Here is a 17,243-nt window from a genome sequence, read left to right on the forward strand (position 1 = left end):
AACGGTACGTGGAATCTGGCTATCTGGTACTGTCACTGGTCTTCACTGGCCATATCAAGAACTCACCTTGGCCAGCTAACCTCAAGCTCTTACCTGGCTGTTCAGTACAAAATCTCATCCAAAGCAATCCGCTGATGCAACCGACAAAGCTTGTTCTTCATTTGATTTTCGGACAAGCCAGATAGAGCTTCAAGATCTTCCCGTAAGATTTCTTCCAGTCCATGATCGCGTGCCATGAAATTTCCTTGTTCTTTGTATCATCACCGAACTATCAATATGATGATCGGGCAGGATTTCGTTTTCGCAATCTTCACGTTAACACTATGGCCAAACAGATACCTAAAACCAACCTGTTGATCATTTTTTACCTCATCAACAGGTCAAAGCCCCCTGCTTTATTGATCGCGCTACATGAAATCTGAAAATATTGATTGAACTCATTTACCCGATAATGCCGCTTTGATAGCCTCGACGTATCCCTTTGATGATCGACAGGATTGTAGCGTTGGAAATCTTTTTTTAACCCACTGAAAAATATCTCATAAATATTTTTCATACATAAACATCCATGGTCCGTTCAGTACGGGTCCGGACTTGATATCTGGAGTATCTATAAGTGCACGCACTGCGATTACACTTGGAACATCTCCCTGTTTTCACGCCTGCCCGTCAGCAAAATTAATCCTGAACTTTATCAGCGGTTGATAACGAACGACATCTTTATGGTTCAACATTTTGCCTATGATAAAGAGACGCTGAAACGAAATAACGCCGAGCTATCGGGGCGGCCTGATTTTCGCATTCAGGAGCGGTGGTCGGTCGGCATATCTCCCCGCAATCGGATCAGGGTTAGCGTCAGGATTTCTCTTTCTTTTCAGGTCAGCCTGCTATCGATTTTGCAAAAGCAACTCATGTTGAGCACAGGAGAAATCAAGAGACGGATTGAGTCAGGGAAAATAAGTGGCGTCACGATGAAAATGCTTAAATCGCGAAAGCTGAAGGCAGCGGAATATAAGTTTCAGCTGTCTGCGGAAACGCTGTACGCCCAACGCAGGATCGTTCTGACGCGTCGTTAAAAGCAAGAAGCTCACCTTGAGGTCACTGCGCCAATATGGCATAGCTCAAAAGAAGGAAAGACCCAAGGTGAGCTTCCCATTACCTGTGACATAAGATAAATGCAGAGTAACCTCGGGCTGGCCCGCACCGTGGCACGCCATCAGCAGCAGTACCGGAAGAAGCCCCGCCAGACGAGTTAGGAACAATGTCTGCTACCAATTACCATACGGATACGCCTTCCCTTTAATAAATTCAATTATGTCTTTGTCATATCCATAAGAAAAATCACTCTTGGTTATCCCTTTGCAAAGTTCTAATTTATCCCCGGACACGGTCTTTAAGACTGATGGCGTCACGCGATAATTGGGCTGACTACCGATACCTCGTAGCCAGACTGCAATCTTACCTTCCGGAGCAAGACCAATTTGTATATTGTCGTAATACCGGATATTACCCTGATAATCCTTATACACGCTGGGTTTGCGCATTTTATCCACAGCGGCGTCAGACAGGGTCAGGCGAGTTTCATACACTCTTTTATCAATCACGGAGTCCCAGCAAAAAAGAATATGCCTAGGGGGATGTTTAACGTGATTCCAGTGCCCTCCGGGTGCTCGATCGGTATCATTCCAATTACCGATGACTTTATCCAGGTCCGGGGTGCTGTCCAGCGTATTAAACCGGTAATCAGTACCGTTAGCATCAAGGATGGCGACAAACGTTACCCGTGCAGGTAGTGCCTTGGGCGTGAAAAAATTAAATCTCCACTCGGTGGGCACATCGTTTTGGACAGAAGCCTCGGGCTTGCCCGCACTGTGACTGTGGCACGCCGTCAGCAGCAGTACCGGAAGAAACCCTGCCAAAAGGATTATTTTCATATTTTATTTCCCACCATATCGTAAACTGTCCGCTGCCAGCGCTCGTCTGGACGGTTGGTAAAGTTCACCAGCTTCGCCGGTTTGACTGCCCCAGCTATCATCCCCTCACCGTCCCTGACCACGCTGTTCCAGTTGGCTGAACAGTGAATATATTTTTCTGCCAGTATTTCGATTTCCTGAGTGGAAAATCCGGGAGCAGACGCCCCATTCCGTACCGCTCGGCCCATCACAATCGCTTTTTCACACAAGCTATTGAGTTCTGGACTAAGCCATAATTCTGTATTCGTATTACGAATAGAATCGAATACTACGCCTGCATCCTGCGCCGCATCGATCATTACCCGCAGCACCACCCTCGACCAGTCGTTGCGCGTCGGGCGCTCAATGACCGCTGCCGCCCCGCTGCGTTTTTGCGGCATGCCGTAGCGATCGGCTGGCATCCGCTCGTCGTGCCAGGTATCAATGTTGATCTCCAATGCCTGCAATAAAGGGCCAATCGCTGGCCAGGTATCCATCGCACTGAGCTGCTCACAGGCCTGTTGATAAACCCGCGTGTTCGTATCAGGTGTGGAAAAGGGCACGGTTTCAAACTGCGGACGGGTAATGAAATAGGCTTCGTACTCGTCAGGGTTGTAACCGCCACCAATGTCAGAGTGCGCACCTGGCAAAGCCAGTTCCGGCCACGCAGGCTTCACGCTGTTCAACGCAAAGTTAAACCGGCATTCGTGCTGTGCGGTGATATGAAAAACCTTCTCGGCCACACCCGGACGCAGCACAATATTCACCTCGCCCGTATCGGCGCTGTGCGGATTGAACCCGTTGACCGGGGTACCGATGCCAGCCACCGTATCAAATATCCCCAGAAAACGGGTTTTACCACCGGGCGTGCCTGAGAACTCAATACTTCCCAGACCGGCCTTAATGGCAGTGATAATAGGCTGATCCTGACTGAATACCCGGTTGGCAAAATGCCGTGCCGCAGCAGCTCCCCGGCTGAACCCGAAAATATCAAACTGCAATTCTTTGATGATGCAGGAACTGGCGTCAGGCAGGTTATCCAGATAACCTTTGATAGCAGCAACCAGCATAGCAACTGCCTTATCGGTTTTTCTCACTACGCCAGTGTTACCCCTGCCGGTGCCCATCCCGTAAGTACTGTCGCCTTCCCCGCTTTCCGTACCAATCCCCTCGATATAAATTGCGCGCTGGCCGTATCCCGTATCGGCAGTGAGTTTTTGGTTATACAGAATATTAAGCCAGTGCACATTGGTGTAATAACCGAGATGACTTCCTGCCGCGAAGCCGCTGTGTCCGCTTTTTAGCTGGACACACTGGAAATAAGCTGACTGAGCATCGGCATTGTTCATCCCAAAATGCTCTCCGGAGCAGGCATCAAGGCTGGCTGCGGTATTATCCGCATTATTGCCGGTGCCGTCGAAGAATACCCCGATGGTCAGGGTAATTTCCCGCTTCTGCCTTTCCTTTTTGGCCGCCTGCGCGTGCTGCTCTGGTTCTACTGCCTGTTTCTTTGCATTCTGAGCATACTGCGCTGGCTCCGCTGCCTGTCCGCTATTCATCAGCAGTGAGCGCGGAGATATGGATGGGGCAACCGAAAGCGGTTGACTGCTCGCAACTAAACGATGGCTACCAGCCGGACAACCACATGCCACACGATGGCCGTCAAGTGCCGTTGGTACACCATAAAAACTTAAGTTTACTTCCCCTTCGGCAATAACCCCCACTTTCCCGCAAGCCGGACAAGAAACCTTATGCCCTTTCAGCGAGACAGGAATACCATCACACGTGTAACGATTTCCCAGAACGCCCTCCAATACCCGCCCCCCTGTGGTGGTGGTATCGCCCTGGCAAATGACCGATATTCCCTGGTAGTTCATTCCTCTGCTCATATCCTGCGAGCCTCTTTGTCAGCCTCTTCCATGACATTACTCCATGTTTTATTAAGGGTTGTATCCGGAACCAGACTAAACTCTCTACGACAAACTGTCAAAAATTGACCAATTTGAAGAAGCCAGTGGACACCAGCATGTTAAACGTCAACATCCTGAAATCGGCGCCAATGTGTCTCATCGGCCTGTCTCACACGGGTTCTTACAGAGAGAGCAATCGGGCTTTCACTGGAGCTATACCAGTTGGTGAATTGTGTTCGCGCTGAAAAGCCAAGTATTAATGTTGAGAAATATTGAAGTGGCATTCAGCTCTGGAATGCCACGGTGTGTGTCCCTATCGATACCGACTTCCCTACCTCAACGCCAGTTCGGATCCTTCATTACCGAATAGCGACCACTGCCAAGGAAGGCGATGGCCAGCCCGGCAAAGAAATACACCGCCATATCTTCTGCTCCCCAGGCCCCAACCTTTGTCAGCATCAGCGCCTTGCCGGGATCGATCAGCAGGTAAGCCGCCAGCATGGTAAATGAAAACACCAACGCCGCCGGGCGGGTAAAAATCCCCAAAATAATCAACAGAGGAGCCACTAACTCGCCGAGGAAAACGCCGTAACCGATAAATCCTGGCAGCCCATGCTGAGTCAGCAATCCCTGGATATAATCGATGCCGCCGATCAGTTTATGCCACCCATGGAATATCATCATAATGCTGAACGCCAAACGCAGGACCAGCTTGCCCAGATCCGGACGATCCATGACACGATTAAACCAATTCACCATGTTGCACCCATTAAAAGTTAATGATAATCGCAATCAATCTAATCCTAAGTTGTATTTTTACAACGAAATTCGCAGTAAACTTTGATCTAACACATTAAATTAGCTTTCATAAAAACCAACGCCACCTGCATGCCTCCTTAGATCGCGGCGTTATAGTAAGCTTGTAAAGAATTATCTTTCTATCTATAGGGGGGGGAATGTTAAAAATTGGTATTTTATGCTGGCATGGTGTCTTTGGCAGCAAAATATCTCGCACTCATGGGAATTATATATCATTAAATACTTTATTAATGCTTAAGCTTGCGGAATATGGCCTCTCATACCATATTTATTACACTCTCAAGAATGTGGTGGATTAAGTGAAATAAAAAACTTAACCACGTACTTTACCTGTAACATTCTGAATGAGCTTTTATTTTAATGAGATGCCACTCGCCTGCGCAATGTTGGCCCGCTATGTGTATTTCATTTTATTTAGCATAGCAATTCACCGCTAATATAATTAGCCCGGGAAGTAAACGTTGTGAACCTCACGTAACTGTTCGCCACCACCGGTGGTCTTACCTACGCGTGGTACACACTATTCGTTCCAATTCAAAAGGTTATAATGAGTTAAATTACCGTTATTGTTTTTACAATAGCGTACTTTTTAGTGCGCCTAAAAAACAAGAAATCATGAACATCCACGTTACTGGAGGCTCAGGGATTAATACACCTATTAATCCATAGCAATAAATAAAACGATAAATGCAACCTGTTTTATTGATTATTCCCGGCGGTGGTAATACGGCCGCCATAATAAAACCCTATACAGGCAGCACCTTATGAGCGATGAACAACTTGCATCCGATGCAGCACTACAGCAATTTATCGATCTTTCTCGTTTATTAACCGGTTTTGACCGTTTTGAGTTACTCGGTACTGGCCAGGCAGCCTTTTATTATGACTGGGTACAAACGCACGCGGCAGAACGTTTTGCCACATTGTTGGCGACCTACGGTGAACTCCCGGCAGATGCTGCGCAGCACTCGTCATTTGTAGAAACCCGGCTGTTGGGTTCAGAAAAATTATCAACGTTGGTGACCAGCATTATCAAACTGTGGTACCTGGGCCAGTGGTATTCGCCAGACAACCCGAATGATACCCAGATCCCCAGTGCTAACAGCTATCAACAGGGCTTGGTGTGGGATGCGATCCATGCCCACCCGCAAGGTGCCAAACAACAAGGCTTTGGTGCCTGGTCTGAACCACCGGTAACCTCCTCCACGGTGGTGAAATTATGAATATCATCAGCCCTGAACAAGCAGAAAAGAACGAGTACGACGTGGTGATCGTGGGCGGTGGGATCTCCGGTGCCATCGTTGCCAAAACCCTGACGCAGGCAGGAAAACGCTGCCTGATCGTCGAGGCTGGTACCGGCGTGGGGACGGATTATCAAGGCTATCTGGACTACCTCAACACCTTTTATACTGCCACCATCAAAATCCCCAATGCTCCCTACCCTGATAACCCAAACGCCCGCGAACCGCTGGAAACCGATGTTACCAAAACGCCGAACGACCAAGGTTACTTTGTCCAGCGAGGGCCGCTGCCATTCAGTTCGACCTACACCCGCTATCTGGGGGGCACCACCCTGCACTGGCTCGGGACCTCGCTGCGCATGCTACCAGAGGATTTTCGCCTGAAGTCGCTGTATGGCGTGGGTATCGATTGGCCGATCGATTACCAGGAACTGGAGCCGTGGTATCGCAAGGCTGAGCTGGAGCTTGGGGTTTCCGCCAATGTGGAAGAACAGTCCTATCTTGGTGTCACCTTCCCGCCTGATTATGTCTACCCAATGCACGGCCTGCCCGCGAGTTGGAGTGACAAGCAACTGGCTAGCCGCATCGATGGCATGCAGGTGGAAGATGACGGCAAATCTTACACACTGAAAGTGCGCGGAACGCCCGCCTCACGCAATAGCGTTCCCAATAGTGCTTACGATCAGGGCCGGGGCTATACCCCAAAAGGTGCCGTGGGTAACGACAAAGTGGGCCTCCGCTGCATGGGTAACTCCAGTTGCGTGCCTATCTGCCCTATTCAGGCCAAATATAATGCACTGAAAACACTGAACACCGCCAACCACGAAAAGCTCGATATCGTGTTGCAGAGCGTGGCATTCCAATTGGATATCGACCCACACAGTAAGGCGATCAACGGCGTTCAGTTAAAACACTATCGCTATCCGGGGGATGATTCCTACAGCCTGCATACGGTGCGGGGCAAACGCTATGTGCTCGCCGCCCACGCTGTCGCCAACGCAGTGCTATTACTGGCCTCCGGTGCTTGTAAAGGCAACGATCTGGTTGGCCGCCATCTGATGGATCACCCGGAGTTGCTGACATGGGGCCTAACCAAGAAAACGCCATTGTGGCCGCTACGTGGCCCATTAGCGACCTCCGGCATCGAGGATCTCCGCGGTGGCAGCTTCCGTAAACACCATGCGCCGTATCGATTCGAAATGGGCAACGACGGTTGGCTGTGGCCAGCTCAGGCACCGTCGAAGGATGTGATCACCCTGGTAGACGAGGAGCAACTGCACGGTAAAGAGTTACGTGAAAGGCTCAAAGACCAGGTTTCACGTCAATTCCGCTTCGGCATCTTGGTGGAACAGCTACCGGAGTACGATAACCGCGTCACCATCGATCCGAATTATCTAGACATAATGGGTAACTACCGCCCGGTTATTCACTACGATTTATCGCCCTATACCCGAGCCGGTTTCGCCAGCGCTTACGATATGTCGATGAAAATCTTCGACCAGGCCGATATCAAGAACTACTCGTCCTACTCAAAAGAGGATGCTGGAGCCTTCGTCTGCCCAGACGGCAGAACCCTCACCTTTAACGGTGCCGGGCATTTTGCCGGAACCCACTGCATGGGCGGTTCACCAGAAAGCTCCGTGGTGAATAAGGACCAGCGCACTTGGGAGCACCCCAACCTCTATCTGGTAGGCTGCGGCAACATGATCAACATGGGTACCTCAAACCCAACGCTAACCATGTCGGCGCTCACCTGTTGGGCTGCGCACAACATCCTGCAGGATCTGAACAGGGGGCATCATGCGGCAGATTGATTGGCAGCAAGCCACCGCCCAACCCTATGATGCGGTGATCGTAGGTTCAGGATTTGCTGGTTGTATCATGGCCAAGCAGCTGACCCGCGCTGGCCGCCGGGTGCTGATCGTCGAAGCCGGGACGGGTAACGACAGCTTTGGCCAGCACCTGGATCATGTGCAAACCTTTATGCAGGCGGTGGCAAAAACGCCTAACGCGCCCTATCCCAACTCGCCCAACGCACCACAGCCAGAAGTGACTGACGTTGAACCCATCACGCCGGGGAAACCTTCGCACAAAGGGTATTTCGTGCAGATGGGCCCCTATCCCTTTGAAAGTAACTATACCCGCCGGCTGGGTGGTACTTCGCTGCACTGGTTCGGCAGTTGTCCACGGATGTTGCCTGAGGATTTTGCCATGGCCACGCTGTTTGGCCGTGGCGTGGACTGGCCGCTGAGCTATGAAGAATTGCTGCCGTATTATCAACGCGCTGAACTGGAAATTGGGGTTTCCGCCGACGTGCAGGATCAGCAATACCACGGCATCTATTTTGCACCAGGCTATCAGTACCCGATGCAAAAAATCCCCCAGAGCTATCTGGATCGCTGGATGATCGCCGGATTGTCACAGGCCGAATTACCCGGTACGGCAGACAAAGCCCAGATCCGTTCTATCCCGCAAGCCAGAAACAGCGTGCCCAATGCAGGTTATACCCCGCGTGGTGCAGTGGATAATCCGGCAGTGGGTCGCCGATGTATGGGCAACTCCAGCTGTATTCCTATCTGCCCGATCCAGGCTCGTTACAACGCATTAAAAACCCTGGTGGAAACGGATGCCGATCTGTTGACCCAGGCAGTTGCCTCTCGTCTGCATATCTCTCCAGAGACGGGTCATATCAGTGCGTTGGACTGCAAGGTGTGGAAGAACGACAGCAGCCACGACTTTGAGCCGATCACCTTACACAGCGAGCTGTTTATTCTGGCCGCCAATGCCATCGAAAATGCCGTGTTATTACAGGCATCACAGGCCTGTCAGTCCAGCGGTGAGCTGGGGCGCAATCTGATGGATCACCCCGCCATCCTGTCCTGGGGGTTAGCGCCGGAAGCGATAGGCGCATTTCGTGGGCCGGGTTTGACGTCAACGCTGGTGAACTACCGGGGGGGCGAATTCCGCCGCGAACGCGCCGCATTTGTGCTGGAGATCGGCAACTGGGGCTGGAGCTGGCCACGCAACGAGCCGGTGGACAGCACGGTGGATATGGTGGATGACGAGCGATTGTATGGCAAGGCGTTACGCCAGCGGCTTGGGCAAGTGCTGCCCCGGCAAATCCGCCTGGATATGATGACCGAACAGCTGCCGGATACCGCCAATCGCGTCACCATCGACGATCGCTGGCGTGATCCGCTCGGCAATTACCGGCCAGTGATCCACTACAACGTGGATGACTACAGCCAGGGTGGCATGGCGTTTGGCCGCGAAGTAGCCAGCAGCCTGTTCAGCCAGCTGGGTATCAAGGATTTCACCCACTACCCGTCGGACAACCCCGGCTATTTTACCTGGCAAGGTAACGGTTACATCTGGGCAGGCGTTGGCCATGTGGCAGGCACTCACCGGATGGGAACGCGGCCAGAAAACTCGGTAGTCAACCGGCACCAGCAAAGCTGGGATCACCCCAACCTTTACGTTATTGGCTGCGGCAGCATGCCAACGCTGGGTACCTCAAACCCCACGCTCACTATGACGGCCCTGACCTTCGCCACTGCCGACCACATACTCGGACGGAAACATTGATATGAATATGACCGCAAAAGCCAAGACCTTCCAACTTGCTGAAACCTCGTTTGCCCAACTCGGCTATGTGCAGTTTGCCGACGAAAAAAGCCTGACGCAGGATCTGAACGAACTGCGCGATCTGCTGCAGAACGCCATGCGGCTGGAACATGCCACCATTCCCCCTTATTTGACGATGCTCTATACCCTGGATGACGACGTGGACTGGCGTATCATCGAAAGCCTGCGTTCAATCGTAGTTGAAGAGATGCTGCACTTCACCCTGACGGCCAACCTGCTCAACGCCATCGGCGGTACGCCTGCGGTCGATTCGCCCGACTTCTTGCCCAGTTATCCCGCACGTCTGCCTTACGATATTGATGATATTGAAGTGAATCTGTACGGCTTCTCAAAAAACGGCATCTTCCAGGGCATGGTGATCGAGCATCCGAAAGATGTCCGCCCTCGCGCCATCGCCAATGAAGTCCCCAGCGATATGACCATCGGTGAGTTTTATCTTTACGTTGAATCGCGGCTGCGGGCGGCGGTTGAAACCCATGGAGAACAGGCGATTTTCTGCGGCGATCCTCAGCGCCAGATCCCGCCAGATGTCTTCTACTACGGCGGCGGAGGCAACGTACTGAAAGTAAACGATCTGAAGACTGCGATAGCCGCCATGAAACTGATTACCGATCAGGGTGAAGGCACAGAAAACGATATCTGGGTCGTGGATGAAGATGAGTTGGCCCACTATTTCCGTTTTAGCCAGATCTACAATGAACGGCTGTATCAAAAAGGCGATAACGTGGCCACTGGCCCTACCGGCGAGCCGTTCCCGGTGCCGTGGGGGAAAAGCGTGCTGATCGACAGCAACGCCAAGGTCAATGATTATCCACCCGGAGAGGTTCGTGACGCCATCATCCGGTTTAACCAGCGTTACTGTCAGTTGCTCGGCGACCTGCAGGCTGCATTTACCGGTGCCCCAGACAAGTTGATGGCCGCCGTGGTGGCGATGTGCGCGTTGCGGGATGATTTCCGGGCCATCACCGCTAACCCTTTCCCCGGCAAGGAATTATTCCACTGCGCCCCCACGTTTGAGTACAGCGTGGCTAACCGCCAGCCGCTGGGTAAACAGGTGTTCATGGCTGCTCCGGCCACCGCAGCAGCAACCGTAACCGACAGTGCCAGTGCCAGTGCCAGTGCCAGTGCCAGCAATGAGGCCACTCTGGATCAACTGCAGCAAGCCTATTCCACCGGTAACCTGCAGTTGGCACTCTCCTGCATGACTGACGAGGTGATCTGGGATATCTCCGGCCCCAGCGAATGCCCCTATCTGGGGGTGTTCTACGGCCACGAAGGGTTTACCCGTTTTTGGACACTGCTCGGTGCAACGGTGAATTTTGGCAGCGCGGGCGTCGAGAAATCCTTCTTCAGCGGCGATCAGGCAATGTCCTACGGGGGCGAACAAGGCACGACCAAATGCGGCCGCGTGCCCTATCGCTACGACTGGGCGATCCGTTATCAATTCAATGAACAACATCAAATCACCCTGATGCGTCAGTACTTCAACCCACTGAATATTCTTTCGGCGCTGAAGGCCGCGCCTTATCCGGTACCGGCGGCTTGCCCACACTCGGCCAAACCTCAATCCCAACAACAGTAGGAACCACGCACATGTCTAATCAGCAAAATGATTTACCCAGCATCCCGACGCCGTTCACCATGCCGTTCTACTACGCCTCACTGACCAACGTTGGCGTGTATTATCTGGTGCCGCTGAGCCGCGTGGAACCTTATTGGCAGGGAACCGGGCTTAGCGCGGCGCGGTTTGGCGATAAGGCGATGGTGAGCTTTAACTTCCAATTGTACGCTGGGCAGTTTGCCTCTGGCATCAATACCCCGCCGGAGCAATGGGGCAGCAGCGGTGCAGCGATCACCCAGGAGCTGGAGCTCAACATTGTTGCCTATCCCGAGCACCGTAAAGACCAGTTGGCTCCGATTGGCTATGAGGAATTTATTCAAGACGGCGATCAAACCAAACTGTACGGTAATCATCGCGTCTGGGTGCCTTGCGATGCCCCTATCGCCATCGCCGCCGGTGAGCAACTGTTTGGCGAGCCTAAATTCCAGACCACTTTCAAGGTCAATTTGGCCTCACAAAATCCGGTGCGGACCAACTCTGCGGTCTATCAACCCGAGTGGGTAGAAACCTGGGGCTTCCGGGTGGACGATCCAAAGGATGCCAACACCGCGATATTCACCTGCATCGTCAACACCTTGGGCATCAAGGCGATCCCGGGCAACATCTCGCCAATTACCGAATACGGCGTTCACGATAACAAACTGATCGGTTGCCGCTGGAACATCCTGCAGGCGATGGATACCTATTTTCTCAACGGTGGCCACGCTGAAGCGGTAAAACTGGTGCTGGGTACCAGCAGCCACCCCATGCGTAAGGATCTGGAGCAGTTGATCGGCGGTTGCGCCCCTGTGGCAGTGCAAACCCTCAACTCAGCCCCGGCGGCCATTCAAAGCCGCGCCTATTACCCATAGCCGTTTGCCCCGCCGCCGGTTCGGGGCGGGGATGATTTTTCGCATGCCACGTTCCGGGAGCCAACTATGAGTGAAGTCGACACTATCTACTTTTCCCGCTTTGCCCAGATCAAGGGGCAGTCTTTTGACTATATCGTGATTGGTGGCGGTGCCTATGGCACCAGCTTTACCCACCGGGTGCTGCAACATAATCCCCATGCCCGAATTCTGGTGCTGGAGAAAGGTGACTATCTGATCCCCGACCATATTCAGAACATTCCACCGGCCTACATCAAACTCAATACCAGCGTGGGTATCCGGCCATGGACCTACCATGGCTCTGCCGATATGAAACTCAGCCTTAACTTTATGCCGCAGATCCCTTATGTGGGCGGTCGCGCGCTGTTTTGGAACGCCTGGACACCGCAACCCGATAGCAGCGAAATGCCGGACTGGCCACCGCAGGCGATCGAGCGCCTGGATAATCAGTGGTATCCCACCGGCGAATTTATGGGGCGGCGCTACTCCCTGGAGATCCCCGGCAATCGCAACCAGTCACTGAATCGCTTTATGGGTGAGCGCCTGTTCTCGCAGTTGGCCAATATCAGTGGAGCCAAGCCGCAGCCAAGCCCGAGCGCGTTGGACTCAGCCATGGCAACTGGCCAGGGAGTGGCACCAGAGGATTGGGCCAAGTTCTCGCCCATTTCGGTACTGGTGAATGATGTGCAGGCTTACGCCTCACTCAAGGTGGTGGTCAATGCCGAAGTGGAGAAACTGATTGCAGAAGGTGACGTTGTCACAGAAATCATCACTAAAGATGGCTCACTAAGCGTCGGCAATGCCAAGGTGATTTTGGCCTGCAACACGCTGGAAGCCGGGTTTATCCTCACCAAGTCTTTCCCTGACGATAAACTGGTGGGGAAAAATCTGTGCGGTCATATCCGTTCCTGGTTGGCAGCCCGTATCCCCGCCAGCAGCCTGCCGGTATTAACCAACCAGTTGCAAACCGTAGCCTATTACCTGCCCGGCATCGATAAAACCACCAACCGCCTGATGCACACCCACATCAGCGTGGTCCATAACCCGCAACCGGCGGAAAGCTACGACGTGTTGTACCGCATCCTGCCAGATGCTTCTTCTCCAGAAGCCGTTGCCACCTATCAGGATCCTGACTACGTGGTGATCATGCTGCATTCCATGGGGGAGTTCCTCGGGGAACGCTCGGTAAACTCGTGGAATTACGTCACGACCAACCCGCTAGGTGAGGCCGAAGTGTATATCCAGATGAAGGAAACCGACCGTCAATTCTGGGATGCGATGGATAAAACCACCTATGACGTGATGTACGCCCTAGCTGGAGATGCCCCACTTGAGTACCAGCACAATAACCCTGACGGCAGCTTTACCTGGGAAAAATCGCCGCCGGACAATATCCGCAATCAGGGGTTAGTGCACGAGGCGGGCACCCTGTGGATGGGCGACGATCCTGCAACCTCGGTCACCGCCCTCAACGGTCAGATGCACCGTTACCCGAACGTTTATGGCCTGGGCAGCATGCTGTTCCCCCGCCCTGGCTCATGGAACCCAACGCTGACCGGCGTAGCCCAGTCATTCGCTCTGGCCGATGAACTCAGTGGCCCACATCAGGATCAAAATCAATGAAGCGACGTAAACTGAAAATTGATGTGCAGAAAGTCCCCAAATCGTACCGCGCCTATCTGGAACTGTTGGCCAGCAAGGGGGAAGTGGTGGCGATCCCCGATGAGGTGGATTGGTATCTGGAGATCGGCGCCATTCTGCGCCACGCCTGCGAAACGGAAAGCCCAATGCCGCTGTTTAGCAAGGTGAAGGGCGCCCCCGGTTTTCGGGCGGCAGAAATGGGCCCGACGGTCAGCCGCGTACCGGGCAAGCGCTGGCAGCGTCTGGCGCTGATGCTAGGTTTACCGGACGATGCTCAGTTGCTGGAGATCCAGGATGCCTTTCTGGATGCCATCGGTCAGGAGCCGCATCCGCCAGTGATGGTTGACCCGGCCACGGCCCCATGTAAACAAAACAAATGGGTGGGCGATCAGGTTGATATGACCAAAATCCCGGCTCCTATCCTGCACGACGGCGACGGCGGCCGCTATTTCCAGACAGCCGGAGCCATCATGGTGCGAACTCCACCGGGTGAGCCTGTACCGGAAGACGCCTACACGGTAGATAAGGACGCCTGGACCAATTGGTCATTCAGCCGGGCGATGATCGCCGGTTCACGGCCGCAGAATAACCCAACGCCAAAACCGCCTCACGCCAGTTCGGTCGGCGTACCACACGGTAATGGCCCGCATTATTCGAAGAACAATATTGTCGGCCTGTGGCTGCCTTTCCAGCATAACGGCATGATCTACAATATGTGGACGGCTCAGGGAAAAGACTGCCCGTTCGTGATCGCGCTGGGAGTGCCTCCGGCGGTTACCATGTTGCTGTCTGCCGCACCGCCAGCCTGGCATGATGAATACAACTATGCTTCGGCATTCCTTGGCCACGGCATTGAGATGGTGAAAGCGGAAACCTGCGATGTGTTGGTACCAGCCGAATGTGAAATCATCATCGAAGGCTATGTCAGCGCGGATAAATCCGTGGCTGAAGGCCCGTTTGGCGAGTTCCCAGGCTACCTTTCCAACCAGTCCAGCCTGAAACCCTTGGCTAAAATCACCTGCGTCACCTTCCGCGATGAGGCTATCTTGCCGATCTGCATTCCGGGTGTTCCGATCGACTCTACGTTAATGCTTGGCTGCTTCTGTTTATCTGCCACCGCCAGAGTGTATTTTGAAAAGTCCGGTCTGCCGATCATCGACTGTTTCAGCCCGTTGGAGGCCTCTTCCCATTGGCTGGTGATCCGGGTACGTGACGACTGGCATAAAATCACCGGCATGACGGTCAAAGCCTTTATCGACAAGATTGCCGAAGTGTTCTGGACCAACCATATTGGTAAAACCACCGCCAAGCTGATCATCGTGGGAGAAGATATTCCCCCTGATGACAGCAACAAAGTGACTTGGGCATTAGCGACGCGCAATAACCCGGTGCAAGGCGTGTTTCACTATCCGCAGTACGACTCCGACGGTACCGGGTTACAGATTTACCTGGATGTGGCCACCAAACTGCGCGGGCGCGGCGGCCTGGTGGCGTACAGTTGCTTGCAGATCCAACAGCAGGTCAACCAACCGTTGGAGCAGGTATTGAGTTTTGCTACCAATTATCCGCTGCCGTTGCAGGAGAAAATCAAAAGCAAATGGTCTGAGTGGGGATTTGAACGCTAAAAAACCGTCCCCGCACCGCTTAGGTGGTGCGGGAACAACCCGGTTACTTGCCCTTGTTATCACTCTCACCGTTGCTGAAAAATGCATCAATATTGAGATCGTGATTAACCACCTCACCGTTGAGCGATCGTACCAGCAATTCACTGCCCAACAGCTGCAGTGAGAGTACGGCATCGGGTTTGACACGTTTGATCTTGTTCATATTCTGGCTTTCGTTGACCAACGTGATGGTTTTGGTGTCTGCCCCACCCACCTCTTTGGCCGCCAAAATGATGAAAGCGTTAACCGCATCGCTTTCGGTCAAGGCAACAATGTATTTCGCCTTTTCAGCCCCGGCTAATGCCAGCGTCGCAACGGCGGAAGGATCGCCTTCAACCACATCCGCATGGTCAGGGTAATGTTGCTTATTGCCTGGCTCGCAAACAATAGTCACGTTACCGCCGCTTTCAATCAGCCCCTGATAGACATTGAGTGCCAATGAAGAGGTACCAACAATAATATAATGATTTTTGCGAACCATGTGAGAGAACCGCCCTTTGATAATACGTTGAAGATTTTGGCTGATTAGCACGCCAGCAACCGATGCCAGAGAGGCGGCAAAAACCGTAATGCCAAAGATAATCACCGTGAGTGTGAACATCCGCGCAGTAGTGGTATCCGGAATGATATCGCCAAAACCGACAGTAGACATGCAGACCACGGCAAAATAAAACGCCGTAGGCAGATCAGTGACCGCGGGGGTGAATTGATCGCCAATGTACAGCGTTCCTAACATACTGTAGACAATCAATGAGGCTATGCTGGTAACAGCAAAGAAACTGGTACTCGCCAGCTTACGTTGGTCAAAACGGCGCCAGTAGATGAGCATCCCTAATAGGGTGACAAGTGAATACCCTGCCAACACCGTGATTTGCCTATAGATAACGATATCTACGATAACGATGCAACTGAGCAACAGTAACGAGAAAAACCAGGCAATACGCGTTTTTAACAGTAACATCCCCGCCATAAAGAGCAGCACAATGCCAATCATAAAGCGGGGAATATCCATCGTGTCGAGAAAGCCCAGAGCCTGTTGCCAGGAACTGAAATTCTCCGCAAAATCATGAGAATGTTGCAACCCGTGCCACAGGATCGGGCTGAGCACCAAGTACCCAATATGTGCAACCATCAACGCCAGGATAAACGTTGGCGGTACGTATTTTTCTATCTTTCTCATGACTTTCATTATGATCATATTTTTCAACACCGTCACTTGGCTGATGGTCTATCTATAGCGGACTGTGGCAGAAAGTGATGCAGGGATGACTCGCCAAGTTGCGCCAACCAAACAGTATGCCCGCCACAGTCGGGATCTTCGGCCACCATACTGACCACCTGGAATCCCTGCTCTTGCAATAATTGCCTGTATTCCTCCGGTGCCAGGCTGGAATGATAAAGGGCTTCTCCTTCAAATGTCCCTATTGCTTCGCCATTACTGGGACCGCTAGTGAACATCAATGCGGCCTGGCTATTGGCATGTTGCCGGAAAATGTTAAACATCTGGCGCTGATCTTCACGCGTCAGATGGAAAAAACTGTCCCAGGCTATTAGCCCGTCAAATTTCTCCGCTAACGCTAAGGTTCTCATATCGGCCACTGCCCAATGCTGTTCCGGGAAGCGTTGCAGGCAACGATCGATCATCGGTGGCGAACTATCCACCCCCGTCACCTGAAAGCCCTGGCGGATAAAATAGTCGGCGATCGGCGTGCCGTTGCCGCAGCCAATATCCAGGATCCGCCCGTTGTCGGGTAACAGGCTCTGAAACCGCTCCAACCAGGGTTGCTCAAACAGCGTTGTTGACCGCTTCAGCTCAAACGCCTCGGCATGCCGTTGATAAATTCCGATGATATTATCGGCCATTGAGTGACTCATCGGTGT

The 17,243-nt window shown here is 52.7% G+C and carries 13 protein-coding genes and 1 pseudogene; 8 read left to right on the top strand and 6 right to left on the bottom strand.

Annotated features, from left to right (window positions below; translation table 11 throughout):
- Window positions 1-101: 101 nt before the first annotated feature.
- Complete coding sequence (locus N6G83_RS14345) at window positions 102-236, bottom strand: hypothetical protein (RefSeq protein ID WP_260523935.1); 135 nt, start codon at window positions 234-236, stop codon at window positions 102-104.
- Between the two features lie 357 nt (window positions 237-593).
- On the opposite strand from N6G83_RS14345, the pseudogene N6G83_RS14350 reads away from it, so the two are divergent.
- Window positions 594-1,076, top strand: a pseudogene (locus N6G83_RS14350) (DUF1062 domain-containing protein); the annotation flags it as partial.
- 192 nt (window positions 1,077-1,268) lie between these two features.
- On the opposite strand, the gene N6G83_RS14355 reads toward N6G83_RS14350, so the two are convergent.
- From N6G83_RS14355 to N6G83_RS14365, 3 genes are all read right to left on the bottom strand, one after another.
- Window positions 1,269-1,934, bottom strand: coding sequence for a DUF2931 family protein (locus N6G83_RS14355; protein WP_173409320.1), 666 nt, complete (start codon window positions 1,932-1,934; stop codon window positions 1,269-1,271).
- Window positions 1,931-3,841 (bottom strand): PAAR domain-containing protein, encoded by a 1,911-nt coding sequence (locus tag N6G83_RS14360; RefSeq protein ID WP_260523936.1) that lies wholly within the window; start codon window positions 3,839-3,841, stop codon window positions 1,931-1,933. The genes N6G83_RS14355 and N6G83_RS14360 overlap by 4 nt, the downstream gene beginning before the upstream one ends.
- Window positions 3,842-4,198: 357 nt before the next feature.
- A complete protein-coding gene (locus N6G83_RS14365; protein ID WP_024530122.1) occupies window positions 4,199-4,621 on the bottom strand; it encodes a DoxX family protein in 423 nt (140 codons plus the stop codon).
- Between the two features lie 824 nt (window positions 4,622-5,445).
- Here N6G83_RS14365 and N6G83_RS14370 point away from each other — a divergent pair.
- The 7 genes from N6G83_RS14370 (at window position 5,446) to N6G83_RS14400 (ending at window position 15,323) form a co-directional block, all read left to right on the top strand.
- The gene (locus N6G83_RS14370) at window positions 5,446-5,904 is read left to right on the top strand and encodes a sugar dehydrogenase complex small subunit (RefSeq protein ID WP_024530123.1); all 459 of its coding nucleotides are present in this window, start codon (window positions 5,446-5,448) and stop codon (window positions 5,902-5,904) included.
- A complete protein-coding gene (locus N6G83_RS14375; RefSeq protein ID WP_211136813.1) occupies window positions 5,901-7,736 on the top strand; it encodes a GMC family oxidoreductase in 1,836 nt (611 codons plus the stop codon). The genes N6G83_RS14370 and N6G83_RS14375 overlap by 4 nt, the downstream gene beginning before the upstream one ends.
- Window positions 7,723-9,507 (top strand): GMC family oxidoreductase, encoded by a 1,785-nt coding sequence (locus N6G83_RS14380; protein WP_211136812.1) that lies wholly within the window; start codon window positions 7,723-7,725, stop codon window positions 9,505-9,507. Before N6G83_RS14375 ends, N6G83_RS14380 begins: the two co-directional genes overlap by 14 nt.
- Window position 9,508: 1 nt before the next feature.
- Window positions 9,509-11,149 carry a ferritin-like domain-containing protein gene (locus N6G83_RS14385; protein ID WP_211136811.1) on the top strand — a complete coding sequence of 547 codons (1,641 nt, stop codon included), beginning with the start codon at window positions 9,509-9,511 and terminating at the stop codon, window positions 11,147-11,149.
- 11 nt (window positions 11,150-11,160) lie between these two features.
- Entirely contained in the window at window positions 11,161-12,039 is an 879-nt protein-coding gene (locus N6G83_RS14390; protein WP_211136810.1) for a hypothetical protein, read from the top strand.
- A 66-nt stretch (window positions 12,040-12,105) separates the two neighbouring features.
- Window positions 12,106-13,680, top strand: a complete 1,575-nt coding sequence (locus N6G83_RS14395; RefSeq protein ID WP_024530128.1) for a GMC oxidoreductase — start codon at window positions 12,106-12,108, stop codon at window positions 13,678-13,680.
- The gene (locus N6G83_RS14400) at window positions 13,677-15,323 is read left to right on the top strand and encodes a UbiD family decarboxylase (RefSeq protein ID WP_211136809.1); all 1,647 of its coding nucleotides are present in this window, start codon (window positions 13,677-13,679) and stop codon (window positions 15,321-15,323) included. Before N6G83_RS14395 ends, N6G83_RS14400 begins: the two co-directional genes overlap by 4 nt.
- A gap of 43 nt (window positions 15,324-15,366) precedes the next feature.
- On the opposite strand, the gene kch is transcribed toward N6G83_RS14400, so the two are convergent.
- Complete coding sequence (gene kch / locus N6G83_RS14405; protein WP_074031184.1) at window positions 15,367-16,551, bottom strand: voltage-gated potassium channel protein; 1,185 nt, start codon at window positions 16,549-16,551, stop codon at window positions 15,367-15,369.
- 23 nt (window positions 16,552-16,574) lie between these two features.
- A complete protein-coding gene (locus tag N6G83_RS14410; protein WP_211136808.1) occupies window positions 16,575-17,237 on the bottom strand; it encodes a class I SAM-dependent methyltransferase in 663 nt (220 codons plus the stop codon).
- Window positions 17,238-17,243: the final 6 nt, after the last annotated feature.

This window comes from Serratia sp. PL7 (genome assembly GCF_945957435.1).